This window comes from Enterobacter sp. JBIWA003, from assembly GCF_019968825.1.
Lineage (GTDB): Bacteria > Pseudomonadota > Gammaproteobacteria > Enterobacterales > Enterobacteriaceae > Enterobacter > Enterobacter quasiroggenkampii.
In genome coordinates this window covers 93010-117942 of sequence record NZ_CP074170.1, presented here as the reverse complement: position 1 = coordinate 117942, position 24933 = coordinate 93010, and the positions used below count along the sequence as shown (strand labels likewise).

Genomic DNA, 24933 nt, shown 5'->3' with positions numbered 1-24933 from the left:
GGTTATCCTTAACGTGAAGGGATATTACGTGTTTTAGGCGGCGTCACGCTGGCGTTTGTCTGGCTAAACCTGGGCGGCGTAATATCCATGCTGCCACCCGCCATCGGTGAGCGGTAATGCGCGGATTTGACCAGGTAATCTCCCGGGGTTTCTTCCAGAATGCCGCCGTTGTCCAGCGTGATACTGGAGCCGCCGCCGTTAAGTCGCAGTTTAGGCGCACTGATGAGCAGTTCATCCTTGTTACTGCTGATGGTAAACAGCAGCTCAGATGTCATCTCCATCGAACTCGCTTCAGCGCGGATCTCAACATCCCCCTGATTAGCAATCATCTTCGCCCCGGACTGATGAGCAAACAGCCCGACAGACTCACTGGCAGCCAGCGTGATGTTCTTCATTGCTCCCATATCCAGATGCTGACCTGCACTCAGGATGGTGTTCTGCTTGCTGGTCATCTGAAGATGCTCACCCGACGTGAACGCCACGCCCTGCGGTGCGCTGCCGAGTAGTGCCGCGGACTGAAGGTCTCTCAGGCGGTTTTCCAGCAGTCTGTTCTGGCTTTCGAGGTCACAGGTGAGTGCCTGAGCCTGCTGCGCAAGCAGATTGAGCCGCTTCATTTCGGCCGCTGACTGGTTCAGGCGTTCAATAGCCGGCGCCATATCCAGCATTTTGCCCTGTGCCGCCGGTTGGGCATCAGCAGTCAGGAACATCCCCCGTCCGGCACGCAGCGCCCCGTATTCATCGGTGCGCAGTTCAAAACCGGTTCCGCGGGGCTCACGCTCACTATCTACAACGTGACCGCCGTTGAGTTGCGTCTTGCCAAACGGCGTCGCCAGCTTGAAATGCTCTTCCTGACGCTTGTCCTCCAGACGGAATTTGTTGTCTCCGGCCGTACGCCAGATGTTGCGCGTGTGATTATCACGGGTGACGTGGTCCGGGTGTTCTGAATCGTGCTGAGCGTGGGCAATGTACGGGCGGTCAGGGTCCCCCCCGTCGAACATCACCGAGACTTCAGTGCCATCAAGCAGCGGGGAGTGGAAGCCGTAGGTATCCCCGGCGTACGGTTTTGCCATGCGCAGCCAGAGGTAGGCATAGCCCTGTTCGGTGCTGTTACGGTCAAAATCAAGCCGGACGCGATACCGCCCCAGGTTGTCGAGATACGCGTAGGTATCATGCTTCTCATCGCTCTCCACCCGGGCAGGCAGGGAGCCGGCCACCACCGGGCGGTTCAACAGAGCCGGACGAAAACAAACCGTTTCGCTGTAAGGAATGCCCGTAAAGCGCAGCTGAAAGCCTTTGTCACGTGCACCTGAGGTGTGAATACCGGTGATGACGATGCCGTTCTTCAGCGAGTCAGGCAGCCCACTGCCCTGTGGCTCCAGTACTTCGCCCGGAGCCAGAACCGGCCTACTTGCGCGCCCCGTTACTGTTTGCTGGGCATTGAGGTAGCGCTCATGGCGCAGGCGGGCATACCAGGCACCGCTCTCCGGCGTTTCCGTATCCCCTTCACTCAGGAACGGCTCGGCATAGTGATACACCTCACCGGTGGTCGCCCCGCCCTCCTGGCGAACCGTCACCGAACTGTCCTGTGGGGCCAGCGCATCGCGGTAGTTATAGTCGCGGGTAGCCACACTACCGGTGACCACGCGGTCTTTCGGCCGAATATCCCAGACGCTCTCCTGTCCGTTGTCGCTGGTGCGTGACGGCGGAATAATGGGCAGCTTTACACCAAACTGATACTGCATCTGACTGTCCTGGAAAATCACCACATCCTGCTCGATGCGGCCGTCCATCTCAAAGCGCCAGAAGATACCCACCTCAGCCAGCAGGCGCTGAACAAAAGCCAGGTCTGTCTCACGCCACTGGGTGATAAGCTCCCGGGCCGGGTAGGTCTGCGACAGACGAAATTCAAAATCTGCCCCTTCCAGCCCATGAGAGCGCAGGATTTGCTCCACCACTTCAGGTACGGACTGATTGAGATATACCGCGCATCGCTCGGTATGCTGCATCAGGGCAATACGCGGCACGAGTCGCAGGGCGTAGGTGATTTCATCCCCTGAGCCAGAGATCCGACGGAATGTATCCACCACGCCGTATACCGTGCGCACCGGCGCAGCCGGCGTGCCATCAAACAATGGCGTCTGAAAGGTGAAGGATGCCGGTTTCAGCATCACCTCATTGCTGGCAATGCTCGCCGCACAGGTGAAGGTGACATCGTAGTGCCACGGCTGGCTCAGCGTTTCACTGGCGCGAAAACGCAGCACGTCCAGAAAGTGTGAACAGTCATGGATATCCACACGATAACGGGACAGCCCCAGCACTTCGTCTGTTTTCTTCTGTGCCAGACTGGTCGGGTTCTCCATCATCAAGCCTCTCCTGTGGTGTCCGTGGCATCAAATTCAAGCACTATCCCCTCTTCGTCATTCCAGCCGAGCGTCAGGGAGTCCGGTTTCTGTTTCGCGGCCATGTGGGTCAGCAGCTGCTGGCTCAGCACCGGCAGGATTTGCTGGCTGAGCAGGCTGTCCACGTTGCGCGCACCGGTATCCGGCAGCAGGCAGGCGTCGGTCAGCGCGTCATACAGGCTCTCATCTATCTGCGTGGTCAGGCCGTAGTGACGGTTCAGTCGCCTGCTGACCTGTGCGAGTTTCATCTCCACGATGGTGCGCATAGCCGCTTCCGCCAGAGGACGGTAAATCACGGTCTGGAAACGCGCCAGCAGCGCCGGCTGGAAGTGGTCGCGCAATATCGGGCGCAGCAGTTCGTGCAGGTCGGCTTCGCTGGCCTCCGGTTGTTCGTCGAGCAGCTGCATCAGGTGGTCGCTGCCGAGGTTGGAGGTCATCAGGATAACGGTGTTGCGGAAGTCGATTTCACGCCCTTCACCGTCGCGCATAAACCCGCGGTCGAAGACCTGGTAGAACAGGTTCATCACGTCGCGGTGCGCTTTCTCCACTTCATCGAGCAGCACCACGCTGTACGGACGTTTGCGCACGGCTTCGGTGAGAATACCGCCCTGACCGTAGCCGACGTAACCCGGCGGGGAGCCTTTCAGCTGCGACACGGTGTGCGGCTCCTGGTACTCCGACAGGTTGATGGTGATGAGGGATTTCTCACCGCCGTACAGCACGTCCGCCAGCGCCAGCGCGGTTTCGGTCTTACCCACCCCGCTCGGGCCAACCAGCAGGAACACGCCCTGCGGACCATTCCCGGACGTCAGCCCGGTCTTTGCCGCACGCAGACGCCGGGCGATAGCCTCGAGAGAAACATCCTGACCGACGACACGCTGGCCGATTTCACTTTCCAGGGTCAGCAGCTCAGTCTGCTCATCTTTCATCAGGGAAGAGAGCGGCACGCCCGTCCAGTCGGCAATCACGTTGGCAACCGTGCGGGTGTCCACATCCACCTGAACCAGCACGTCTCCCTGCTGCGCCTGTTCGAGCTGCTGCTGCAGGCCGGAAATCTCAGCCTGATTGCTGATGTCCTGGCGGCTGGCCATCAGCTGCTGCGCCAGCGCTTTTTCGTTGCTGAAACGCGCTTCCTGCTCCGCAATACGCGCTTCCAGTTCAGTCCGCTGCTGCTCAATGGCACCCAGGCGGTCACCATGGCGGTTGCTGCCGGCGGCGATATCTTCCAGCAGCGCCTGCTCTTCCAGTTCCAGCGCGGTCAATTGTGCTTTCAGGCGCACAATCTGTTCCGGCACCGTATCAAGGCTCATACGCACGCGCGCGGCGGCGGTATCCAGCAAATCAACGGCCTTGTCCGGCAGCTGGCGGCCCGTCAGGTAGCGGCGCGACAGGGTGACAGCGGCTTTGACCGCATCGTCAGTAATATGCACGTTGTGGTGTTCGGCGTAGCGGGATTTCAGGCCTCTGAGCATCAGGCACGCCGTCTCATCGTCCGGCTCGTCCACCTTCACCATCTGGAAGCGGCGCTCCAGCGCGGCGTCACGCTCAAAATACTGCTTGTATTCAGACCAGGTCGTCGCGGCAATGGTGCGCAGTTCGCCGCGCGCCAGCGCCGGTTTCAGCAGGTTGGCCGCATCCGCGCCACCCGCCTGATTGCCAGCCCCGATAATGGTGTGGGCTTCGTCGATAAACAGTAAAATCGGCACCGGTGACTGCTGCACCGCGTCGATGACGTTTTTCAGGCGCTGTTCGAACTCGCCTTTCACACCTGCGCCCGCCTGCAACAGGCCGAGGTCAAGGGTACGCAGGATGACTGGCCTGAGCGATTCAGGCACGTTGCCCTCTGCAATACGCAGCGCCAGGCCTTCAACCAGCGCGGTTTTACCCACGCCGGGTTCACCGACAAGGATTGGGTTATTTTTACGGCGGCGCGAGAGAATGTCCACCATCTGGCGGATTTCAGTATCACGGCCGAATACCGGGTCAATCCTGCCCTCTTTCGCTTTGGCCGTAACGTCGAGGGTGAATTTATCCAGCGCGTTCTGCAGCGCCGGGGTCAGTTCGCCCTCTTTCAGCTCTGCACCGACCGGGCGGTCAACAAACTCCACGTCACCACCGTGATTCAGCGCCAGCTCTTCTTCGTGCTGCACTTCCGGGCGCTCGTCAGACTGCGCATCCAGTAACGGGCGCAGGCGGGACAGCTGGCTCATCCCGAGCGTCAGCAGTGGCCACAGGCCGTCGCAGTGAGGGAGTCGTGGGTTTTCCGTCAGCGCCATCAGCAGGTGTACGCTGCGGATACTGTCCTCTCCGGCAAGTGAGGCCTGCATCCAGGCTTCCTGCATTAGCGTCTGAATGCTGTCTGAAAGCTGCGGGCGACGGCGAACAGAGCGGGGAAGTGAATCCAGCCAGCTGAGCAAATCCTGCCACAGCGCATCCATATCCCACTCGTAGCGGCGTGCCAGCACCGTCAGGTCACCTTCCCCCTGTTCGAGCAGCTTCAGCAGCCAGTGCTCCGGCAAAATTTCCGCATGGGCGCGGGTCTGACAGAGTGACGCGGCCCCTTCCATCGCACGGGCACAGTAAGGGTTCAGACGTCGCAGCAGGATGGCTGGATTTTCCATGACTCTCTCTCTTTGTCGGTTCCTGGACACGCTACCGCCCCTCGCTGTTTCCCGTGAAGGAGACCAAAGCGCATGCGGTCGGGCTGGCAGATTGTGGGTTTCTTTGCTCAACGCCCGGACGGGCAGACGTTCAGCAAAGACAAAAAAGCGGACAGAGGGGACTGTCCGCTTGTGACTTACGCGGTGGCGCGTTCGTTCCAGGAATCGGAATGAATGATGTTGCCGTCTTTGTAGGTCCAGGTGATTTTTTCGTAGCGCAGCTCAATCTGCTCCAGATGGTTGTGCTTCTCAAAAGACGGATCCTTGATGTCGTGCATCACCGGATTCACCTTCACTACCTTCACGTTCTCAAGCTTCGTGTTGAAGTACTCCACTTCCTGACCCGCATCGTTGATTTTGTACCACCTGAATTCAGCGGATTTCAGGGTCTGACCGGTTGTCACCGCCTTGTACAGGTACGGGCTTGAGGAGTCGATTTCCTTGGTGAACCTGAACGGGGTGTGGATACGGGTACCGGTCAGCTTGCCGGTGTTGTTGTCGGTCGGGATGTACAGGTTATGCTCCTGAGCGACAACTTCGATGCTGCCGTCACGATCCTGAACGTCCACAGAACCTTTGATGTCCGCGCCGCCGTCGTCTTTGAGCCAGAGATAAACAGGAATTGCCATGGAATTACTCTCCATTGTGTTGTGATGCGTCATCATCCTGCGATGACGTCTGGGTGTTGCCCGGTACCTGGCAGGCATTCGCCTGCGGTACCAGACTGATTTCGACACGGCGGTTGAGCGCGCGCCCATCCGGGGTGTCATTGGTTGCGATCGGACGGCTCTCGCCATAGCCCTGAACCGCAAAACAGCTTTCCGGCACGTCACCGGTGTCACGCATCCAGTTGCGCACCGCCTCAGCACGTTTCTGTGACAGCGTCTGGTTAAGCTGTGCGTTACCTGTATTGTCTGTATGACCCGCGACCACAATCAGCCAGCCCGGTTTGGCCTTCACGCCGACCAGAGAATTGACCAGCATTCTGGTCGAGCCGGTTTTCAGCACCGCTTTGCCGGAGTCAAACAGCGACATACTGTCGAGACGGACAATTTTCGGTACCGGCTTTAGCTTCGGTTTTGGCGGTGGCGGCGGAGGCACATACGTATCAATAGCCTGCTGCACGGCCAGCCACAGACGGTTGCCCGGATACAGCCCGAGCCCGTAGAGATATGGCTCACCCTGACGCTGCCAGCGCTCCAGCAACAATGCATCCTGCTGCAGGGCGTGCAGGGCCTGCGCTTTCGGGGAATAGTGGTTCATCGGGATAGCCTGCCAGCGCTGAAGGTCGGCGCTGACCGTGCGGATAAGCGACTGGTTATTCCGCACGGACAGGGCAATGGCACCCAGGGCGCATAACAGCAGAATCATCACCACCCGACGCGCGGTTTTGCCACCCTGCAACGGGGTGGTATAAGGAGCCAGCAGAGGAAGTACCGCATCGGCAAAATGCCAGCGCGGTTCACAGGCAGTGACATGGCCTGCAGGGGCAATGCGGGTCTGGCGGAACAATAACTGTGGCCACAGCGCGGCTGTCGAGGTGGATACCGACCCGAGACGCAGGGTGACAGCAAATGGTCGTAAGGCCGGACACAGCCTGTCTGCTTTGCTCAGTTCATCCAGCATTACGGCGTGAAGCAGCGATGTCGCCTGGGTCAGGTATGGCTGAATAAGAGCCGTCTGCGGGGACCGCTGCCATTCGCTGAGGGTGACGGCAGGTTCGTCTTCAGGACATACCAGGGTCGTATTTCCCCGTACCACTATCCAGGGTGTTTCCGGACCGCTGAATTCGGCACTCAGGACCACCGGCACGCTAAAGCCGGTCAGGTCCCGCAACTGCTTCATCTGCAGGCGCAATACTTTCAAAGAGGCGCGCAACAGCGCCTCATCTTCATGCTGGTCCGGCAAACAGCGGTACATTACGGCGAGCTGGCCTGCCATCGTCGGCGTACGGGCCAGCAGACGCTCTGCAAAAGGCGTGAGTCCGGTCAGTTCCGTTATCCGGAGGTACCACCCCTGCGCCGTGCCGCGTGTCTGCCCTGCTGTGAACATGCTATCGTCCACATCGCCGCAGACCAGCACCACCGGTCCGGTATGACTGTCGGGCGGGAAAAGTCCGGCCTCATCAGCCAGCTGTACCGGTCGCTGTTGACGGTAACGGCGACGGGCAAGCATGCCCGCAACCAGCAAGGCTACCAGAGTCAGGAAGGCTTTCCCGGCAACCGGCCAGGTCAGGAATCCCCATACCAGCCACAGCACGGCGGCAAGGCAGAGCACTACCGGCAGGGCCGCCCGGGCCAGGGTTTTTCCACGCATCAGGGCTGCTCCGGCAGTTGCTGGCGCAGCAGATCCTGCAACCACAAATGACCGCCCAGCCAAACCGCACCGGTCAGGATCACCGCCAGCACAATCCAGAACCAGACGGACCGCAGCAGGTTGTAACGACGGCGACCGGTCTTCTGAACCACCAGTGATGTCCCGCTTTCCAGCGGTGGCACTCGCTCATTCAGGGCAGCGATCACTTCATCGCGCTGAGACTGTCCCACCCCGGAGAGGCTGTATTGCCCCTGAAACCCCAGCGCCAGCACCCGCTGGTAGCAGGTCAGCACCGCAGGCTCCGGCGCGGGCTGACGCAGCACTTCCGCGATACGATCATACAAGGCTCCGCCCGCTCTCAGGGAGCCGAAGTAAACCGCCTGCAGTGGCGCAGAACGCCAGGCGCGTTGCCCGGCATCAAGGGTCATATTCAGCGCATCGGGGGCACTGTCGCCGGATACTGCCGCTTGCGCATTTTCCACTTGCTGAGCCACGGGTCTACGATTCATGACGGTTTCGTCCAGCAGAGCGCACTGGGCATAAGTGATGTGATCAATACTTTCAGCACCCAGCCCGGCGCGCTCCAGCGCCTCGCGCACGCTTTCCACCTGCGCTTTGCAGGCTGCATACAGCGCAGGGCCATCCGTCACCTGCCCACCGTGACGCAATTGCGCCACGGTTAGCCAGGTCTCCTCCATCAGGGCATCAATGTCGATAACGTTATTCATGAGCGCAGCACCGCAAACAGTTCAAGCTCCAGCTCGCCGAGCAGGGATGGAACGTAGAATACGCACACTCCCTGATCCAGCATTTCGCGGGCCGCATCACTCTCCATGTCCAGTACAAAGTACTGGTTCTCCAGACGCACCGGCAGTGCAGCAGGGACACGGCTCAGGGCAATGAGGCCAATTCCCTCGACGGCCACGCCGGATACTTCACCGACGTTCGCCGGGGCACCGGCAATACACATCTCTGCGAACCGTTCAGCAATCTGCCATGCTGGCTGACTGGCTCGTACGGAAAGGTAAAAATCCGCTTCATCGCGCAGACGAATATCATGCAGTACCGCTTTCCAGGTTTCCGGATCCAGACGATCCATCCTGACCGCGACCACTCGTGACGGCAGGCTGGCCTCCAGCAGCTCACTGATGAGGTCAAACAGCGGCGGGAAGGTTTTTTCCGGCGCGCGGTGGTCATATCCCGGAATGGCATCCAGATCGTGCTCAAGCGAGAAGGTCAGCATACTGCCGGCAAGACGCGCCAGCTCGGCCCAGACCTGCTCAGGATGTCTGTCAGGGAATCGCTCATACTCAGAGAGCACCCGTGCATGCGAGTTCAGGGCATTAAGCAACCAGAACAACGAAACGTCAGCGACCGCAAAATCGGCCATTCTGTCGTTGCTTTCACGACGCATGGACATCAGACGCTGACGGCGGGAGCGCAGCTGGCGATTCAGCAGCGAAAGACGTTCACACAGATTACGACTTGCCGAGAACAGCGCCATCGGCGGGATAAAGTCAGGATCCTGACGCCAGCCCCCCTGCCCGTCCTGCAACAGACGGGCAATGGCGCAGGTATCCCAGGCGCCGTTGTCTTCATGCCCGAAACGGAATGCCAGATTAAACCGGGCCACAGCCATCGACTCTTCTTCCTGACCGAAGCGGTCGGCGATTGTCTCCCAGGCTTCCCGATAGCGCAGCGGGCGCTCTGCAGGTAGCGTGTCTGTCTGCACATTCACGATCCCGGCCTGCATCACCGGTAACGCCACATACACTGTCACCGGGGCATTGCCGGCAGAAGCCGGTGCCTCGATCTCACGTGGCTCCGGAGGCAGGTCACTGAATCGGGTATCAACCAACGTGTCATCCGGTAACCAGAGACGAAGTGACTGCGCCTGCACGCGGCCGGAGGCCAGCATCGCGTCATCAAGCTCAACCCGACCAACGCCCCAGGGGAAAGCATTTCCGCGGGCGGCAATACCGGCCCGGGAAAATGCATCCCATTCAGACTGCTGCTGGAACTGCTGAGGGGCCAGAAGCGCCCCTTCATTCCATAACGGACGATGAATTTTCATCCCTGATTTCCCCTCGCCTCAGGATTTGGCTTTCGGCATCTGGGAAACCAGCGACAGATTGACGTCCATCCCTTCCACCTGAAAATGCGGCACGGCAAAGAGCTGCACGCGGAAGAAACCCGGATTGTCTTCGATGTCTTCCACCACCACCTTCGCGTCGCGCAGCGGGTGAGAAGCCTGCAGCTCGTCGCCCGGATCGGTCATTTCGGTCACCAGACTGCGCACCCAGGTGTTGAGCTCAAGCTCCAGCAGACGACGGTCCTTGGTGGTGCCGATGTTTTCACGCTGAATCAGCTTCAGGTAGTGAGCGATACGGGACAGCAGGAAGATATACGGCAGACGCGCGTTGATACGGCTGTTGGCCGTGGCATCCGCGGTGTCATACAGTGCCGGCTTCTGGGTGGAATTAGCGCTGAAGAAACAGGAGTAATCTCTGTTTTTATAGTAACTTAGTGGAATAAAGCCCAGGTTCGCAAACTCAAACTCACGGGTTTCCGGGATCATCACTTCTGACGGGATCTTCACCTGATTGCCGGTACCCAGATCGTACAGATGGATAGGCAGGTCCTGCACGGCACCACCGGCCTGCGGGCCACGAATTTGTACACACCAGCCGTTGTTGATGAAGCTGCGAACCATGTTAGAAGCGAACGCAAACGAGGCGTTAGTCCACAGGTATTTATCGTGATCCGGGCCCTTCACTTCTTCCACGTAGTTGAAGCTACGAACCGGGACGGTGTCCGGACCATACGGCAGGCGACCCAGCACGCGTGGCATTACCAGACCGATATAGCGGGCATCGTCCGTCTCGCGGAAGGATTTCCACTTGATGTACTCCGCACGGTCAAAGTAATTACCGATATCCTTGATGGCTGCCACTTCTTCCATTGAGTCCTTGAGGAAGAATTTCGGGCCGGCAGAGCCGATAAACGGCATATGCGCTGCGGCAGACACTTTTGAAATGTTGCGCAGCAGAGCAACATCCTGCGCAGACGCATCAAACTCGTAGGCAGAAATCAGCGCGGCAATCGGCTCACCGCCCGGGGTGTCGTACTCATCGATATATGTGTGTTTATACAGTCCGCTCTGGATGATTTCCGGACTGTCTTCGAAGTCCTGACGCAGGTCTTCTTTTGACATATCCAGCAGCTCAACCTTCACGTTCTGACGGAAATCGGTTTTGTCGACCAGGGATTTCACGCCGCGCCACAGGCTCTCCACCGCCTGGAATTCTTCGCTGTGCATTACCGCATCCAGCTGACGGCTAATCTGGTAGTCCAGCTCAGCGATATGGTGGTCGAGGAGGTTACGGTCCAGCTTCTCAACTCTGGAGCCTGATTTGGTCAGACACTCCAGAAAGACCTGCATCCCCGCCGTTAAACGTTCATCCGCAGTCGCATCCGACATCGCCTGTGCGTCCTGCCAGATATCCAGCGCACTCAGCTCAGAGACCGGGTTCAGGTTGATTTTTTCAAACAGGGATGCATAAACCCCACCCGCAGCAGGACGTTCCAGTAACACGCTTTCGCCACCAGTCGTATTCTCATTTTTTACAGACATCAGCATCTTCCTTTTTAATCCGTTAAATCATCGTGACCGTTATGGCTGCTCAGGCGCCAGAGCTGAAAGCTCGGCTCTGAGTTCTGCGCTTAACGCCGGGTCGAGGAGAATTTTTTCCAGCTCCCTGCGGAAGGCCTGATTGTCCAGGAGGTTCGCTTTTAAATCGCGAAGCAGATTGCGCATGGACAGCATCGCTTTCATCTGAGGAATTTGACGTGCGACCTGTTCTGGTTCAAAATCTTTCATGCTCCGGAAGGTCAGGCTGATGTTGTCTTCGCTACCATCATCAGCAAGCGTGTTTTTAACGGTCAGACTGACTTTTGGGGAATATTCGGACAACACTGAGTCGAAATTATTTTTATTCAAATCAACTTTTTTGCGTTCAGACAGAGGGGCAGATTCCTGACCATTGCTGAAGTCGCCCGCCACCAGTAATTTCAGGGGGAGCTCCGTTTTCTTGCTCGCTCCCCCCGTATGCAGATCTAATTTTAGATTAATACGCGCTTTAGGGATTTCGCTCTGAAAGGAATTACTCATAAGGTCTCCTGTCTTTCAGACAAAAAAAAATAATCTGAAATGTGCACAGGCTGCCTGAGGAAAATACAGAACGACAGGTCACATCAGATTCGTCAATAACTCGTTAAAAATCATACCCCTTCATGGTCCCGGGCACCACAATCAATATTCCTTCTTATTGCTCATTTATTTACATAAAAATAACCATTGCATTTTAGACAACGCGATCAATTATTTTATTTATATATCCCTTTGATTCACGCATACTTCAGGAAGAATGTAAAAATGAGCCCAGGAAAGGAACGAAACCGCCGTCAGCGCTGGACGCTGGCTGAGATGCGTTACGTGGAGCAGCACTACGGGACGGTCAGGGCCAGAGTGATTGCGGAGCATCTGGGCCGCCCGGTGACCAGCGTCCGCACGGTAGCCGGTCATCTGGGATACAGCAGGAAAGGCTCTGCCCCCTGGACAGAAGAAGAGAAGGATATTATCCGCACCCACTACGCGCGGGGAGAAGGTATCACCCGGGTGATGACCCTTCTGCCCGGACGCACGCGCAGTACCATTTTCGCCATGGCGGCCGCCCTCGGGGTCACCAGCGCACGCAGCTGGAGCCGGGAAGAATTGCGTATTCTGAAAGCCTACTATACTACAGAGGGTACCGCCGTTTCGCGCAGACTCCCCGGGCGCACACCGGAGGCGGTCAAAATTAAAGCCCACGAGCGGGGCCTGACCTTTTGCGGGGATGGTCTCCAGGGACGACAGCGGATGTGGCAGCCGGAAGAGCTTGCCCTGCTGAAAGCAAACCTGCATCTGGAGCAGTCCAGGCTTGCCCGTCTCTTTCCCGGACGCTCACTGATGTCGGTTAAAAAAGCCCGGGAGCGCCTCAGGCATCATCAGAAGAAGGTTTCAGAGTAATGAGGTCCGGCTCTGCCGTCTCAGACTGCAGCCCGAACGAGGACAGGATGCCATGCACCAGTTCGTGCTTACCGGTCACCACGAACGTGACCGGTGCCAGCAGCCTGCCGGCGTCCGAAAAATGACGCACCAGCTCTGATTTGCGGGTCAGCAGCGCCCTCTCCCCGGCATACTCCCCGCGAAGGCTGTCGCATTGCCAATCCACGTCACTCAGCGCGACATTAACCCAGCCCTGCGATTTAAGCTGTTCAATTGCGTACGTCAGACGGTACAAATCCGACTGAGCTGATACCGGCCCGGTGCAGGATGCCCACAGATATTCCAGACGATGGTGTAAGCCGGCGGCAGGACCTTTGCTGCGTCCCAGCGTCAGCAATGCCTCAATATCGGATGCGATTGCACGCGTAAACCGTTTTTGCTTATACGCCACCGTTAACCAGCGCAGTAAAAATGCGTGCGTGCTGAGTGGCGACAGCGCCTGACCATCCTGCTGTGCGGTACGTAAGGCGACAAGCGCACACCATGCAAAATGTGCTAGTGCCGTGACAGTTTGTTCCGGGTGTAAGGTATCGTGAGCTTTTTTCATTCAGAAATTATATCGGCGCAGCAGAGATCGGGGAAGACCGGGATAAGGTGCGTATTTTCAGACCTGAATTAACTGCCATCTCCTTTGTTTACAGAGACCATTACTTTCACGGACAAACCACACCCGTTCTGGCTGTCATCACGGGAGATACCATTTCATTCACCCTGGTCTGTAGCTGACTGAATGGCTGTGAAAATGAACATCTTTCTGTGCGACTGATAATGAAAGACGCCATACGGGTGACGTTGCTATCAGTACCCGTCACCGTGCGCCATGCCTCTCTGAGTATCACGCTCAACTCCTGTCGTACGACCTCATCGAGACTGCCCCCAATCGTATCAATATTCATCAGCAGCACCATTTTGCACTCTGGTGCACTAGCAGACTCCCACATCCATCGCAGGATAGTTGGCGGTGAATGACGACGTGCCTGCTGGCGCTGGCGCGAATATTCGCCAGTGCGCTGCCAGACCTCAGTATGAAAACGCAGAATCAATGACCTGTATTCGCTCATGGCTTCACGACAGGGCATTGCCAGCGTAAAGCTAAATGCCGCCAGTCGCGGGTAATGGTCAACAGCCTGTTGCAGAAATGCACGCGTGCTGACGGCATCCGCGCTGACAGCATCAGAAGCCCGTTTATAAGAATGATTCACAATGCAGACTCTCTTTGGGTTAAATCAGGGCAGACCCCGCCTGTGGGGCGGTTTCTGGTTGATAAAGACGAGGGAAGACTATCCGGTGCTGCAACAGTAGTTTCTCTGCCAGCACACTTCTTCGATGCTGTAGATACCGGTCTGGCACCGGTAACAGTGCTTCATGCCCTGATAATGGTCACCGCACCACACACAGTACCAGGACAGCGTCATTACCGTTGCATCCAGTCCGTTGAGCATATTGCGCAGCTTCCTGTGCCGTGCCTCAGCTTTCACTTGCGGGTCGAGATGGGCACAGTTCATCAGCACATCCCGGGCCACGGTCTGCGTATCGTGCTCAAACCACGCCGGGGCGCTGAACGTGCCGGCATACAGCACCAGACGGCATCCACATGAAGCACAGCTCCATATCTGCGCCGGTGCGCTCATGGCCTCACCGGCCGTAACAAAGTGACCTTCACGGTCATTTGCCAGGTAACATTTCAGTACTCGCATGCCGTTACCTCTGCAGTCTGGATTTCAGCATCAGAGGACGTCCTGCTGAACTCACCGGTCCGGCAGCTCAGGCAGTAGCGCTCACCATGGTAATGGCTGTCGCAGCCACTGCAGTGCCAGTCACCCCGGTGAACCAGAGGGCGGGCATGCGGTACATAATATTTAAGTTGCCGGTTATGGCGGGCCTCCTCAGGCTCTGGTCTGACATACGGACAATGCTGCCGCCCGTTATCTGTCAGCATCCCGGAGCGGTGTTCAAAGTAAGGTCGCTCAGTGTTGTATTCAGGATGGTATCGCAGCGCACTGCCGCACAGGTGGCAGGTATAGCGGTCATACGGATACCGTTGTGCCGTTCTGGCTCCGGTGAGGCGACCATTACCGTCAAGTGCCAGGAAAGATTTGGCGTACATCGTGGTGCTCCTTACCGCCATACAACACGCAGGCGTAAGCCGTCCCGGTATGGGCAGCGTGGCAGGAGATGAATGGCGGGTCAGTTATGCGTTAGCGGAAGATGATTCGTGGTATTCGGTCTCTGCAGACCGCCGGGATTACGGATGTGCTGGCGCTACAGAGGTGCGAAAACAAACGGGGCAGGGTCTGGCACCACAGTACTGTCGCTTGCAACGGGGGCACTTCCAGCGCTCCGGGATATTCAGTGGTTTAGTACGGCGTTGTTTTTCCATTCAGATATTCCCTCTGCTCAGACGCCACGGGAATCAGTAATGCGCTGTCGTATCCAGGATTCCACATCGCTTTTGAACCAGCGGGAACTGCGCCCTAATTTAATCGGTTTCGGGAACAACCCGTCGCCAATCAGTTTATAGAACCACTTGTCCGTCATACCGGTGTACGTGGTGATAAAGGTCATGTCGATAAGCGGGTCTTCGGAATTAAATAATGGCTGCGCTGTCGGTGTTGTGACGGTCATTCGGTCTCTCCCTCTGAGTAATGCATGGCGGGAGATGCCCGGCGTGGTTGAATTCAGTGGCACGCCGGTACTCCCTCAGAGGATAGGCAAGACGTGTAAAAAGTTACCGGTCTGGTTTGCGGCATGCACCCTGCAAGGATGACTATGCCTTTATGCTGTGGTCGCCAGAATGACAGACTGAGCAACATTTATTGCCATAATAGTGGCGATGGCAGAGCAGACAGTGCCACCAGGTAACATGTGTCCTGTATGGGCTTTCTCTCCTGGCGGGAATATCGGCATCGGGACAGCACTCCAGGCTCTCCGGCGTCAGATGCACGGGATCATGAAGAAAGTAAGCGTTCTGATATGGCGTAATACCACAAACAAGCAGTGGACACTGGCAATGCAGGCAGGAATACTGGCCTGTGGGATATTGTCGGGCGCTCTCAGCACTGATGAAATGCCCTTCCCCGGTCCGGGCAAACGTCATTCTGGAACTCATTACTACCTCCATTTCCACCTCAGCAGCGTATATTCAGGAACCATGCAGCTGCTCATGATTTTGCGGTTGTGCTGTCGGACGGAGTGAATAACAGCTTGAAATAAAGATAAATGGCTCCATCTCTGTGATCCCTTTATCACCAGGACACAGACAATGCACATTGACACATTGATACAACGCTTGCGGGAAGCGCTTCCAGCGATTAACAGTGAGGCGCAAGCTAAGTCATTTCTGCAAAACTTCGAACTCTCCGATCAGATGGCACTGGTGACGGCCTACTACATAGGAAATAAACATCTGCATGAAAATGAATTAATGCCTGATACAGGCCGATTGCACCGGACCCTGCATGACCACATTGAACATTCAGAGTACGCAGACATCATTCACAAAAAGCGTTTCGCGATCAGCGATGCAATGAATTCTTTTCTGCGTTGCACGACGCAACAGCAGCGAAATGCTTTCTGAGAGGTGTGAGAAGGCCAGGCAGGGAAAATTCCTGCCTGCCCATACATCAACCAGAGGTGAATGCAGGCTGCCTGGGACGACCGACAGAAGGCCGGGCCGGAACCTCGTTACAGTAATGCCAGCAAAGCCCCTCTTTCTGTTCTGCCTTCGCCAGGTAGCTCAGGATATAGCGAATATTGGCAATGCTCGCCGCATCGTTATATCTAACCGGAATGCTGATGTCCGCTACATAGGATTCTTTTCTCTCACAACGATATAAATGCCCTTCCCCCTGTGTAATCCAGGCCCACTCGGCATTCGCTTTTTCAGCCCAGACAAAAGGTTTCTGAGTAATATGCCCGTCAAGCCATAAAACAGCATGCACATGAAAGCCATGGTCCTGGGTCCATTCCATTACACAGAAATATCCAACGACAGCAGGGAGCTTCTCCATCTCGGCCATTAATACACGGACCTCGTATTCCATTGTTCTGGGGGTACTGTTCATATACCGATAAGAGTCTCTGCGATAGCATAAGTCAACGCGTAATGCACACAGGCAGGAATATCGGTTAATCATCATATCGATATGATGATTAATATGTGATAGGAGATACCAGTCCATTGTGTAACGGGGAATTGACGGAGGGTTAATCATCATGGCTAAATCTCATGGTATGGGTTATTAGCAGAGTGACGTTGCTTATCCCAGAAGCCTCCCGGGCTACTGGGTGTAATATTAGTGAAATGTGTATAAACTTACTGAGAGGAATGACGATTACGCTAAATGGTCGGTTACCTAGCGACAGGATAAAAATGAGACTATTGAAATGACGGTTCAAGTTCAGATTTGAAGAGACTTCATCTTGTTGGTTTACCCCGTGTTTACGGGGGATTGTGTTTATGGAGTGCCTATTAATTATTTTAATAACCCAAATTAATTTTCGTTAATAAAAAGGCTGGAGCTACGTTGTAAACTAAAACACAGAAGCTAGCTGATGCCTGGCCGGGTTTATCACGTCAGCGAAAGACTTATACCAAAAACATGTATAGGGTAAGGTCGTAAAGACGGGGGGATCCAATTCATTTCTGTTGATGCTGGCATGTGATTGTATGGAGCCCCTGAGTGATGTAGATAAAGGGGGAAAGCTCATTTAGAAAGCCGTGACATAGTCGCAAAGGAGCCCACCAGAGCCACAGAGGGTTTTTGGGGTGTTTTTTCTTGTATACTGTACGCTCTGAGTACCCGAAGAGGATAAACGCATAACTTGAACAACACTTGACAATCACGCGCATAGCCACTTTAATTACCACTAACAATAACTACTTAGTGGTGATTTTATGGCTATACGGGACAGCGATCCTGTGCTGGGTAGTTTTCCTACTCTGGGAGTGACACAGTTAAAGGCTTGCTTGTATTATTTACTGATTAATCACCCTGAACTTTCCAATTGCTTTAGGTCTTTCCTGATTTATCCCAACAAAGATATGGAGAAAATGCCTGTCGGTATTAAGGTCGATGAGAAATACATTCATACCGGTTCGCTGAGAGACTCTATTCATAATGCGATTAAATCGCTCGAAATATCTGATGATAAAAAAAAGAGCCTCTTCAGAGAAATGTACCGTTCTGCAGATATACTGACATTGACAAATAAAGATTTGTCATGGCTTGCGGAGGATAAAAGAGCGTGTTACTGGATTTGGTTACGGCTGATGCATGAGAACAACCCTGAACTGGGCAGTGAGAGCTTTTCTATTCTGGCAACAGCCCTCGCCATATTAAACAATAATATTTACCCTTCAGAAGATGAACGTCTCAATATGCTCACTGAATCTTTTCATTCTGCTATTATGCCTGTTGAAGACAAAAAGAATCTCCTTATTTATTTTAAGAGCTCATGGAATGAGCTCATAATTAAACAACCGAGTATCAGGTGGATAGACCAGAAAAACAAAAACATGGGAGAATTTCTGTGGCGTTATCTCAAAAAGGATGGCGAACTCATGGCTGCACTTCCACCTTATTTTTCCCTGCCTCATACAGACAATGAAAGCTGCACATCATTTTTAGCAGCCCTGGATTATTGCTTGCTTTCTGAAAGTGACAGAAAGCTTTTTGTCATCAGGGCACAGAAAGCCTGGCATCAGCATAAACTCAGAGAGAAGCAAAAGAAAGAAAAGCGCAAGCCGATCAACATCAGCATTTCTGATGAGGCAAAACGAAAATTGACGGGTCTGGCGAAGCAGAACAACACCACAATGGGGGGGATGGTGGAAAGACTTATACTCAATGCGTCTGACTCATCATCCGAAAACCACAAATAAAAAAATTACAGACACATATCACCTCAGCGACAACCCACAGAGGCTGTTGCTAAGGAGGTAAGTCTGGATATCACTTTACTGCGTCGTATTTTTGATGAGATGTACACCCTGGCGGTGGAAGGCTCCGCCGTCACGGACTCTGCCGCGGTGCTTGCCGGGGGTTATCTGCAGAACGGCATGAGTCGTGTTGAGGCAGCTGAATCACTGGTGCTGTACGAGTCCCTTAAAGCCTGCGGCTCCGGCTTTTCCTGCGGGCTTGCCGGAGGTGCGCTGCTGCCACTGACCTTCACCGCCGATGTCTGCTCTTCGCTGTTCATTCAGATGCGGCTGTGTGCGGCCGTTGCCATCACCGGAGGTCATGACACTGCAGACCCACGGGTACGCCTGCTCTGCTGGGGCGCGCTCGCCGGGGATGCCTGCTCGGATGCCATCAGTGGCATCATCACCCGGTTACTGACCCGCGTACTGAGCCTGCCTCAGGCCGAGACCGCTCTGCTGACGGTGGTTCGCGACGCATTACTACTGAAAAGCAGCAACGTGTTACTCAGGGAAAGCCTGCTGCTCCCGTTACTGGGTGGGGTAATCAACGGGGGTGCCGCCTGGCTCGTCACCCGCCTGACGGGGCAACTCGCCATTCGTCTGTTTATTCCACCGGCAACCCCACCCTGCTCAGCATAATCGTCTGTATTTCATTTTCGGACATCACCTGTCCGTCATTACTCGTATAACACGCTGATTTTCCTGACGCACCGGCCATGTCCTTACAGGCGGGTTTGCTATCGTTTTTGCCCTGACGATACAGACCTGAATGGAGGGGCTATGGCCGTTTATCGCGAAGATGCTGACCTGCGGTTTCTCGGGCGTTGTGAGAATGAGGACCTGGATTTACTGGTCAGCCTCATTACCCGTGACCCACGGGATAACACCCTGCGCTGGACGGAAACGTTGTCCGGCAGCGACAACTACAAACGTTTTTACCCCGCGCACCATAATTACTGGCAGGAGATTGCCGCTGAAATTCAGACCTTTGGTGCCAGCAGTATTGCCAGTATGTTCAGGGGCGGCAAAGGCGTCCTGTACCGGGAAGTGTTATGCGATGTCTGTGAACATACGGGCGTGAAATACAAAAAAGAGGAGACAACCGAAACCATCGAGCTCTCCCTGCTGATGAAGATGCTCGAAAAAAGCCTCAGTGAAATGTCCCCCACTGAGCTACGGGAGTTTGCTGACAGCATGGGGACCGAGCTGACCACCCCCACGGCACCGCTGATTTTAATGGCGATACAGACGGCCGTCCGGGCATCGGGTTTTGCGGCGTACCGCCTGTCAGTGGTGATGCTCAGCACGCTGGCAAAAGTGGTTCTGGGGCGTTCCCTGCCAATGGCGGCTTACCTCACGCTGAGCCGCTCCATCGCAGTACTCGCAGGACCTGTGGGTCTCGCACTCAGCACCGGCTGGCTGATTGCCGATATGGCAGGACCGGCGCTACGCGTGACTGTCCCGGCCTGCCTGCTGGTCGCCTGCCTTCGTCAGCAGCATCTGCATTATTTAAAGTAACCCACGGAAACCACTCACTATGTCTGCGGAAACGAAGCAACACGATCGCATGGCATCCCGGCTGGCGATCATCATCAGTCGCCTCCTGATGGGGGAGCAGTTATCGGTACAGGCGTTGTCTGCGGAGTTCCAGATCTCTGAACGTACCCTTCGTCGGGACTTTCGTGAGCGCCTGAGCTGTCTGGAGCTGACGTACCGGCAGGGAAGCTGGTCACTGGCCCGCCCGCATACCGGCACGTATACCAGCAGGGAAATCCTTCACTTTGCCCGGGCCACCAGCCTGGAGCAGCTGTTTCCCGCAATCGATAACAAGCTGATAGCGGTGCTGACCGACAGCAGCACACCGTCGCCCTATATCGTCTGGCTTTCACCACCGGGACGTAAGCCCACCCCCTTTGGCGGTTTCTGGCGCATTACGCAGGCGATCCTCGACCGTACCCTGCTGGATTTGACCGCAGATACAGAGCAGTACCGCTGGTTTGCACCGTACCGGCTGGTTTATTTCGAAAACAGCTGGTACCTGGTCGGAGAATTCCGGCAGCAGGCACATGTTCTTCGCCTGGAAAGCATCACCGATGTCTGTCTGACGAAAAGGCAGTTTCTGCGCAGGCGGCAGATTGATGCACTGACTGCAGATCCGCACTTTATCCGTTCTTTACCGCACTTCCAGTACCTGCGAAAGGTGCTGACCGATACTGAAATTCAAGGATAGCTATGAAAAAAATAACGTTTTTAATGATGCTGTTTACCTCCGCGCAGGCCGGTGCAGCCATAAACCAGTGGACCAGTACCCGGGTTCAGGGCGTAACGGAATACCGCATACAAAATAAACAGGGGGCTGAACTACTGATGACCTGCTCGCCGGAGGACAATGCGTTCGTCCAGTACACATCACCCGATGGCAAAACGCTCACCAGCGGCAATGATGATGGGCGCAGCATTCAGGCACAAACCGACAGCGGCGACACGTTCCTGATTAACGACACACTGTCTGATGCCGGTGGCAGTAACTTCGAAGCCTTCTGGGATGCAGCCAGAAAATCCCATCGTATCCATATAACGGCGACCGGACTGACCTCCGCCACCTTCACCTTCAGCAATGCCGCAACGACTTTACCTGAGTTTGATAAATCAGGATGTCTGACCCGCATGTGAGCCTTTATTGATCCAGCAAAAATAGGGAAAAATTAATGAAAACAGCAATGATTGCTCTCGCCGTGGCACTGATGATTTCGCCTCTGTTGCACGCCGCAGAGGCTCCGGTCAGGATTGGGCTTGAGCAGGTTAAGAATCCGTATTACCCGAATCTACATCAGCAGCGTGTTCATGTTCAGTCACTGGCTGACAGCATCACCATTAAGGATGTTGTCGTTAACCGGGGGAACTGCCCGATTCAGAAGATGCCCACCGTCTACGCAGGCAGCAAGCCGGTCCCGCTGGTACCGTCAAAGCTGTCTTATGGCAATGAGATTGCCGTCTACATAAAAGGCCCGTGCAGTGTGGCAGAGATTAACGTCATCACCAGTCAGGGGGACTGGCTGATGAAGTACTGATTTCGTTTGAACATTATCTGGTCTGACAATCAGTTGTCAGACCCTGTTGTGCCATCAATCGGAATATCAAAGAAAACAGGTATTAATACTGCGTATTAATAGCCATATATAAACCCCTCCCCCGTAAGGTCCCTCCCCTTATGAAGGATTCACCATACTATATATCTCATTATGTTAGCGTCCTGCCACTGCTTCTCTGACTGCTTTGTGCTGTGAGCGGACTGTCAGCCTTAAGCAGTCTGCTAAGTTCCAGAAGTAGACATCGCTGAATAGAGGAACATACTCGGTAAAACTCTTTGATTCACCTAGAAGATTCGGTGCAATTATCTATTCTCGTTTATGCGATCACAAAATTATCTTCCTATTGTTGTTGGCATCTGTTATAAAAATCTAATATTTTTAATGGAATCACTAATTATAAAAAAGAACATCAATGAAAAAAATATGTAAATCATTAAACCTTGGTATCACCCATTTTTTATTCTTCTATATTGCAATACTCGTCATCATGCCTCAGAGAGGCCTTGTATACCCAATTTTTATCTGGCTGGGGATGATTATCCTAAGCGGGCTAATTATACATTATTATTGGAACAAAAAATCGACCAATCAGCTGACCACTCGCCTTCGAAAAAGTCATAGAAAAACGCAAAGTGCGGCATTGTTTTCGTCGTTATTATTCTTATTGACATGTATTTCCTTTAAGATTATTGATCATATCAGCCTCATCATTCCAAATGCATTAATTATCATGACCACCATACTAATTGCATATACAATTTTATCCCATTTAAAATCTTTTGATAATAAAGAAAAAAACATAATTGCAAAAGTAAAACTAGGGATTAAATATTCATGGGTAATAGTAACTTTAATTTCATATTATCTTGCTCGCTCGCTAGTCTCTAACTCATTTGATATTCCTTTTGACACCACATTTAACAAACTCATGACAGCAGTCACGGCCTTGCTTTATATATTTATTTTCTACTATGCTATTTATTTTATGTACCCCCCTTATTTAACCCTTATTATCCCACAGATGAAAAAGGTAAAGACAACACCCTGTTGTGATATTAACTATTCAATGTCTGTTTTTGCTCCATTATTTTTTATTGGTTGCATTTCATATATTGCATTTAGTGTTCAGACATTCTCCATCATCAAATTCGGTTACGGATTTGCCATGAAATATGACACACGAGACACTTTCTTTTGTAAGAATAAATATATGTGGCTCAACGAACATCCTAAAGCTCGATTTATGTTTATCTCTGAAGGAAACTATCGTGCATTAATACCTCATCATGATGACTTTACAATATCACGCTTAACCTGTACGAATATTGAGCCGTACTATTCACTAGTTACCGTTAAAGATAAAAAAGATTTCATGTTAGATGCTTTGAATCAGCGAGCAGAGATGCTTGCTATCGACCTAAAGACAGCAATATCCCCGAATGCCCAATAGCATTCACCAGTTACGTAGCTATGGACACGAAATCCCACACTTTAAAGGATGCATACTGCGGGATAGATTACAGGCGTTAGGTTCTGAGGTCTAAAACGTCCGCAGATCGCTCACAGCGGACCTTCACCTCAGTGACCTAGTCCGCTTCGTGCCAGGAGCGGACGTTAAGTCCTGAAAATTGCCATAAGTTTAATGAGGGCGGCCATTTCTTCGGAGTGTCTTCGTGATCCAAACTGTAGATGATGTCCCTGCCAGTATCATTCGGCTGAGAAAACGTAATAATCGCGAAGTATAACTCGCCTCAACTCCCAACTTTACAGGAAGAGTTATCGCCAGTTGGCTGCCCTTAAAATCTTTATTAATTGGCGTCCCGCATTAGGGTCATTTTTATATACTCGCATAGCATTTTGTTTGAATATTGCCGGATAACTACAGGATAGCATTGGGGTTAAAACAAACATCAAAACACCCGCTCCAAACGCCGCTAAACCATGTAGCCAGCTGATCATTGACAGCGGAATTAAAAAAAAACAATAGTGCGCATAAAAAAATAACTGTGTGCTGATTTGAGCCCATTTAGGTATCAACGCCCTGGGATCTATCTCATAAAATTGATTTTTATAGAGTATTTCTTTAGCACTAGTCCTCATACCTATAAGCCATAAAAATGGAAAGTAAGTTAGTCCAAACAACGCTATCACAACTAAATTCCAGTTATACATGTCTTCATCCATATTTCTTTTAGATCTGTCGCATTTTCGCACAAGTTAAGCTTTATAGGGAATAAGATAAGTTGCGATTTCCTTACCTTGTTTCGGAGCTTGATTCTGCCAGTACTTAACACCACTAATATGTGGCTACTTGTTAAGGTCCGTTCTTCGCTCATAACAGACATTAGCTAGTTTTGCTTTCATCGACGACAAAGATTTTTCCCCTATTATCCCAGCAACATCCAATCCATGCAGAAAGGCCGCACTTCTTTACGGGAAGTGCGGCCTGTCTGCGTTTATGCCGTTAGCCACAAAGGAGTTTTACTATGAAATTAGCCAGCCGCTTCGGACGGATTAACCAGATTCGCCGCGACCGTCCACTGACAAATGACGAACTGATGGCCCATGTACCCAGTGTATTTGGTACCGACAAGCACGAATCCCGATCGGACCGCTACACCTACATTCCGACTATCACGCTGCTTGATAGCCTGAAGCAGGAAGGCTTCCAGCCGTTCTTTGCCTGCCAGACCCGCGTGCGCGACCTGAATAAGCGCGACCACACAAAGCACATGCTGCGGTTGCGGCGTGAAGGACAAATCACCGGCAAACAGGTACCGGAAATCATTCTGCTTAACAGCCATGACGGCTCCAGCTCATACCAGATGTTGCCGGGGCTATTTCGTGCAGTCTGCCAGAACGGGCTGATTTGCGGTGAGAGTTTTGGCGAGGTGCGCGTGCCGCATAAAGGCAACGTGGTGGAGAAAGTCATTGAAGGGGCTTACGAAGTGCTGGGGATATTTGACCGGGTGGAAGAGAAGCGCGATGCCATGCAGTCGCTGTTACTCCCGCCTCCGGCACAACAGGCTTTTGCCAGAGCCGCGCTGACGTACCGCTTTGGTGAAGATCACCAGCCGGTCACTGCGGCACAGATATTAACGCCCCGCCGCCATGAAGACCGTCAGGACGACCTGTGGTCAGTTTTCAATCGTTGCCAGGAGAACCTGCTGAAAGGGGGGCTGCCCGGACGCACTGCCAGAGGCAAGCGCAGCCAGACCCGCGCGGTTAAAGGCATAGACGGCGACGTTAAGCTCAACCGCGCCCTCTGGGTGATGGCGGAAGAACTGCAGCAGGCGCTGAGCTGATGCCACCGCTGCCTGATAACGCTCACCAGGCCCTCCCATATCCGAGCCCCCTGGAGAACAATCCCGGCTGCCGCTCCATCTCTGACGACGACCTCTGCGCCTGGTGCTCTCACCTTCTTTATCGTCCCGGT

25 protein-coding genes are annotated in these 24933 nt (G+C 53.8%); 10 read left to right on the top strand and 15 right to left on the bottom strand.

Features of this window, described 5'->3' with window-relative positions:
- Nucleotides 1–8 precede the first annotated feature (8 nt).
- The 8 genes from vgrG to tssB all read right to left on the bottom strand — a co-directional run bounded on the left by vgrG (nucleotide 9) and on the right by tssB (nucleotide 11546).
- Nucleotides 9–2363, bottom strand: a complete 2355-nt coding sequence (gene vgrG / locus KGP25_RS00650; RefSeq protein ID WP_223539800.1) for a type VI secretion system Vgr family protein — start codon at nucleotides 2361–2363, stop codon at nucleotides 9–11.
- Nucleotides 2363–5020 carry a type VI secretion system ATPase TssH gene (gene tssH, locus KGP25_RS00645; RefSeq protein WP_223539799.1) on the bottom strand — a complete coding sequence of 886 codons (2658 nt, stop codon included), beginning with the start codon at nucleotides 5018–5020 and terminating at the stop codon, nucleotides 2363–2365. The genes vgrG and tssH overlap by 1 nt, the downstream gene beginning before the upstream one ends.
- A 176-nt stretch (nucleotides 5021–5196) precedes the next feature.
- Nucleotides 5197–5688, bottom strand: a complete 492-nt coding sequence (gene hcp, locus KGP25_RS00640; protein WP_223539798.1) for a type VI secretion system effector Hcp — start codon at nucleotides 5686–5688, stop codon at nucleotides 5197–5199.
- Nucleotides 5689–5692: 4 nt separating this feature from the next.
- Nucleotides 5693–7375, bottom strand: coding sequence for an OmpA family protein (locus KGP25_RS00635; protein WP_223539797.1), 1683 nt, complete (start codon nucleotides 7373–7375; stop codon nucleotides 5693–5695).
- A complete protein-coding gene (gene tssL, locus KGP25_RS00630) occupies nucleotides 7375–8103 on the bottom strand; it encodes a type VI secretion system protein TssL, short form (protein ID WP_223539796.1) in 729 nt (242 codons plus the stop codon). The genes KGP25_RS00635 and tssL overlap by 1 nt, the downstream gene beginning before the upstream one ends.
- Entirely contained in the window at nucleotides 8100–9449 is a 1350-nt protein-coding gene (gene tssK, locus KGP25_RS00625; RefSeq protein ID WP_223539795.1) for a type VI secretion system baseplate subunit TssK, read from the bottom strand. The genes tssL and tssK overlap by 4 nt, the downstream gene beginning before the upstream one ends.
- 18 nt (nucleotides 9450–9467) lie before the next feature.
- The gene (gene tssC / locus KGP25_RS00620) at nucleotides 9468–11015 is read right to left on the bottom strand and encodes a type VI secretion system contractile sheath large subunit (RefSeq protein ID WP_123061175.1); all 1548 of its coding nucleotides are present in this window, start codon (nucleotides 11013–11015) and stop codon (nucleotides 9468–9470) included.
- 33 nt (nucleotides 11016–11048) lie between these two features.
- Nucleotides 11049–11546, bottom strand: a complete 498-nt coding sequence (gene tssB, locus KGP25_RS00615) for a type VI secretion system contractile sheath small subunit (protein ID WP_123061176.1) — start codon at nucleotides 11544–11546, stop codon at nucleotides 11049–11051.
- A 264-nt stretch (nucleotides 11547–11810) separates the two neighbouring features.
- Between tssB and KGP25_RS00610 the strand changes: the two genes are divergently transcribed.
- Nucleotides 11811–12443, top strand: a complete 633-nt coding sequence (locus tag KGP25_RS00610; RefSeq protein WP_223539794.1) for a hypothetical protein — start codon at nucleotides 11811–11813, stop codon at nucleotides 12441–12443.
- Here the strand turns inward: KGP25_RS00610 and KGP25_RS00605 are convergent.
- The 5 genes from KGP25_RS00605 to KGP25_RS00585 all read right to left on the bottom strand — a co-directional run bounded on the left by KGP25_RS00605 (nucleotide 12412) and on the right by KGP25_RS00585 (nucleotide 15107).
- A complete protein-coding gene (locus tag KGP25_RS00605) occupies nucleotides 12412–13029 on the bottom strand; it encodes a DUF2913 family protein (RefSeq protein WP_223539793.1) in 618 nt (205 codons plus the stop codon). The genes KGP25_RS00610 and KGP25_RS00605 overlap by 32 nt on opposite strands.
- 106 nt (nucleotides 13030–13135) lie before the next feature.
- The gene (locus tag KGP25_RS00600; protein WP_223539792.1) at nucleotides 13136–13684 is read right to left on the bottom strand and encodes a DUF3296 domain-containing protein; all 549 of its coding nucleotides are present in this window, start codon (nucleotides 13682–13684) and stop codon (nucleotides 13136–13138) included.
- A gap of 78 nt (nucleotides 13685–13762) precedes the next feature.
- On the bottom strand, nucleotides 13763–14179 hold the full coding sequence (locus tag KGP25_RS00595) for a zinc-ribbon domain-containing protein (protein ID WP_223539791.1): 417 nt from the start codon (nucleotides 14177–14179) through the stop codon (nucleotides 13763–13765).
- Nucleotides 14167–14589, bottom strand: coding sequence for a zinc-ribbon domain-containing protein (locus KGP25_RS00590; RefSeq protein ID WP_223539790.1), 423 nt, complete (start codon nucleotides 14587–14589; stop codon nucleotides 14167–14169). The genes KGP25_RS00595 and KGP25_RS00590 overlap by 13 nt, the downstream gene beginning before the upstream one ends.
- A 290-nt stretch (nucleotides 14590–14879) precedes the next feature.
- The gene (locus tag KGP25_RS00585) at nucleotides 14880–15107 is read right to left on the bottom strand and encodes an AlpA family transcriptional regulator (protein WP_223539789.1); all 228 of its coding nucleotides are present in this window, start codon (nucleotides 15105–15107) and stop codon (nucleotides 14880–14882) included.
- Nucleotides 15108–15744: 637 nt separating this feature from the next.
- On the opposite strand from KGP25_RS00585, the gene KGP25_RS00575 reads away from it, so the two are divergent.
- Nucleotides 15745–16059 (top strand): hypothetical protein, encoded by a 315-nt coding sequence (locus KGP25_RS00575; RefSeq protein ID WP_223539788.1) that lies wholly within the window; start codon nucleotides 15745–15747, stop codon nucleotides 16057–16059.
- Nucleotides 16060–16105: 46 nt separating this feature from the next.
- Here KGP25_RS00575 and KGP25_RS00570 read toward each other — a convergent pair whose 3' ends face one another.
- A complete protein-coding gene (locus KGP25_RS00570) occupies nucleotides 16106–16525 on the bottom strand; it encodes a hypothetical protein (RefSeq protein ID WP_223539787.1) in 420 nt (139 codons plus the stop codon).
- Nucleotides 16526–17379: 854 nt separating this feature from the next.
- Between KGP25_RS00570 and KGP25_RS00565 the strand changes: the two genes are divergently transcribed.
- From KGP25_RS00565 to KGP25_RS00535, 7 genes are all read left to right on the top strand, one after another.
- Nucleotides 17380–18366 (top strand): hypothetical protein, encoded by a 987-nt coding sequence (locus KGP25_RS00565; RefSeq protein ID WP_223539786.1) that lies wholly within the window; start codon nucleotides 17380–17382, stop codon nucleotides 18364–18366.
- A gap of 99 nt (nucleotides 18367–18465) precedes the next feature.
- Nucleotides 18466–19044 carry a hypothetical protein gene (locus tag KGP25_RS00560; RefSeq protein ID WP_223539785.1) on the top strand — a complete coding sequence of 193 codons (579 nt, stop codon included), beginning with the start codon at nucleotides 18466–18468 and terminating at the stop codon, nucleotides 19042–19044.
- Nucleotides 19045–19185: 141 nt separating this feature from the next.
- Nucleotides 19186–19923: a DUF3944 domain-containing protein gene (locus KGP25_RS00555; RefSeq protein WP_223539784.1), complete on the top strand. Its 738-nt coding sequence runs from the start codon at nucleotides 19186–19188 to the stop codon at nucleotides 19921–19923.
- A gap of 19 nt (nucleotides 19924–19942) precedes the next feature.
- Nucleotides 19943–20635: a WYL domain-containing protein gene (locus tag KGP25_RS00550; RefSeq protein ID WP_223539783.1), complete on the top strand. Its 693-nt coding sequence runs from the start codon at nucleotides 19943–19945 to the stop codon at nucleotides 20633–20635.
- A 2-nt stretch (nucleotides 20636–20637) separates the two neighbouring features.
- Nucleotides 20638–21078: a hypothetical protein gene (locus tag KGP25_RS00545; RefSeq protein WP_223539782.1), complete on the top strand. Its 441-nt coding sequence runs from the start codon at nucleotides 20638–20640 to the stop codon at nucleotides 21076–21078.
- 35 nt (nucleotides 21079–21113) lie between these two features.
- The gene (locus tag KGP25_RS00540; RefSeq protein WP_223539781.1) at nucleotides 21114–21476 is read left to right on the top strand and encodes a hypothetical protein; all 363 of its coding nucleotides are present in this window, start codon (nucleotides 21114–21116) and stop codon (nucleotides 21474–21476) included.
- A gap of 433 nt (nucleotides 21477–21909) precedes the next feature.
- The gene (locus KGP25_RS00535) at nucleotides 21910–22947 is read left to right on the top strand and encodes a hypothetical protein (RefSeq protein WP_223539780.1); all 1038 of its coding nucleotides are present in this window, start codon (nucleotides 21910–21912) and stop codon (nucleotides 22945–22947) included.
- Nucleotides 22948–23273: 326 nt separating this feature from the next.
- Here the strand turns inward: KGP25_RS00535 and KGP25_RS00530 are convergent, their stop codons facing one another.
- Complete coding sequence (locus KGP25_RS00530; RefSeq protein ID WP_223539779.1) at nucleotides 23274–23669, bottom strand: hypothetical protein; 396 nt, start codon at nucleotides 23667–23669, stop codon at nucleotides 23274–23276.
- A gap of 314 nt (nucleotides 23670–23983) precedes the next feature.
- Between KGP25_RS00530 and KGP25_RS00525 the strand changes: the two genes are divergently transcribed.
- The gene (locus tag KGP25_RS00525) at nucleotides 23984–24802 is read left to right on the top strand and encodes a DUF932 domain-containing protein (RefSeq protein ID WP_223539778.1); all 819 of its coding nucleotides are present in this window, start codon (nucleotides 23984–23986) and stop codon (nucleotides 24800–24802) included.
- Nucleotides 24803–24933 lie beyond the last annotated feature (131 nt).

Excerpts from the sequence above, each read along its gene's own strand:
- vgrG (WP_223539800.1), bottom strand. The coding sequence starts at position 2,363 with ATGATGGAGAACCCGACCAGTCTGGCACAGAAGAAAACAGACGAAGTG.
- tssH (WP_223539799.1), bottom strand. The coding sequence starts at position 5,020 with ATGGAAAATCCAGCCATCCTGCTGCGACGTCTGAACCCTTACTGTGCC.
- hcp (WP_223539798.1), bottom strand. The coding sequence starts at position 5,688 with ATGGCAATTCCTGTTTATCTCTGGCTCAAAGACGACGGCGGCGCGGAC.
- KGP25_RS00635 (WP_223539797.1), bottom strand. The coding sequence starts at position 7,375 with ATGCGTGGAAAAACCCTGGCCCGGGCGGCCCTGCCGGTAGTGCTCTGC.
- tssL (WP_223539796.1), bottom strand. The coding sequence starts at position 8,103 with ATGAATAACGTTATCGACATTGATGCCCTGATGGAGGAGACCTGGCTA.
- tssK (WP_223539795.1), bottom strand. The coding sequence starts at position 9,449 with ATGAAAATTCATCGTCCGTTATGGAATGAAGGGGCGCTTCTGGCCCCT.
- tssC (WP_123061175.1), bottom strand. The coding sequence starts at position 11,015 with ATGCTGATGTCTGTAAAAAATGAGAATACGACTGGTGGCGAAAGCGTG.
- tssB (WP_123061176.1), bottom strand. The coding sequence starts at position 11,546 with ATGAGTAATTCCTTTCAGAGCGAAATCCCTAAAGCGCGTATTAATCTA.
- KGP25_RS00610 (WP_223539794.1), top strand. The coding sequence starts at position 11,811 with ATGAGCCCAGGAAAGGAACGAAACCGCCGTCAGCGCTGGACGCTGGCT.
- KGP25_RS00605 (WP_223539793.1), bottom strand. The coding sequence starts at position 13,029 with ATGAAAAAAGCTCACGATACCTTACACCCGGAACAAACTGTCACGGCA.
- KGP25_RS00595 (WP_223539791.1), bottom strand. The coding sequence starts at position 14,179 with ATGCGAGTACTGAAATGTTACCTGGCAAATGACCGTGAAGGTCACTTT.
- KGP25_RS00590 (WP_223539790.1), bottom strand. The coding sequence starts at position 14,589 with ATGTACGCCAAATCTTTCCTGGCACTTGACGGTAATGGTCGCCTCACC.
- KGP25_RS00585 (WP_223539789.1), bottom strand. The coding sequence starts at position 15,107 with ATGACCGTCACAACACCGACAGCGCAGCCATTATTTAATTCCGAAGAC.
- KGP25_RS00575 (WP_223539788.1), top strand. The coding sequence starts at position 15,745 with ATGCACATTGACACATTGATACAACGCTTGCGGGAAGCGCTTCCAGCG.
- KGP25_RS00570 (WP_223539787.1), bottom strand. The coding sequence starts at position 16,525 with ATGGAATACGAGGTCCGTGTATTAATGGCCGAGATGGAGAAGCTCCCT.
- KGP25_RS00565 (WP_223539786.1), top strand. The coding sequence starts at position 17,380 with ATGGCTATACGGGACAGCGATCCTGTGCTGGGTAGTTTTCCTACTCTG.
- KGP25_RS00560 (WP_223539785.1), top strand. The coding sequence starts at position 18,466 with ATGTACACCCTGGCGGTGGAAGGCTCCGCCGTCACGGACTCTGCCGCG.
- KGP25_RS00555 (WP_223539784.1), top strand. The coding sequence starts at position 19,186 with ATGGCCGTTTATCGCGAAGATGCTGACCTGCGGTTTCTCGGGCGTTGT.
- KGP25_RS00550 (WP_223539783.1), top strand. The coding sequence starts at position 19,943 with ATGTCTGCGGAAACGAAGCAACACGATCGCATGGCATCCCGGCTGGCG.
- KGP25_RS00545 (WP_223539782.1), top strand. The coding sequence starts at position 20,638 with ATGAAAAAAATAACGTTTTTAATGATGCTGTTTACCTCCGCGCAGGCC.
- KGP25_RS00540 (WP_223539781.1), top strand. The coding sequence starts at position 21,114 with ATGAAAACAGCAATGATTGCTCTCGCCGTGGCACTGATGATTTCGCCT.
- KGP25_RS00535 (WP_223539780.1), top strand. The coding sequence starts at position 21,910 with ATGAAAAAAATATGTAAATCATTAAACCTTGGTATCACCCATTTTTTA.
- KGP25_RS00530 (WP_223539779.1), bottom strand. The coding sequence starts at position 23,669 with ATGTATAACTGGAATTTAGTTGTGATAGCGTTGTTTGGACTAACTTAC.
- KGP25_RS00525 (WP_223539778.1), top strand. The coding sequence starts at position 23,984 with ATGAAATTAGCCAGCCGCTTCGGACGGATTAACCAGATTCGCCGCGAC.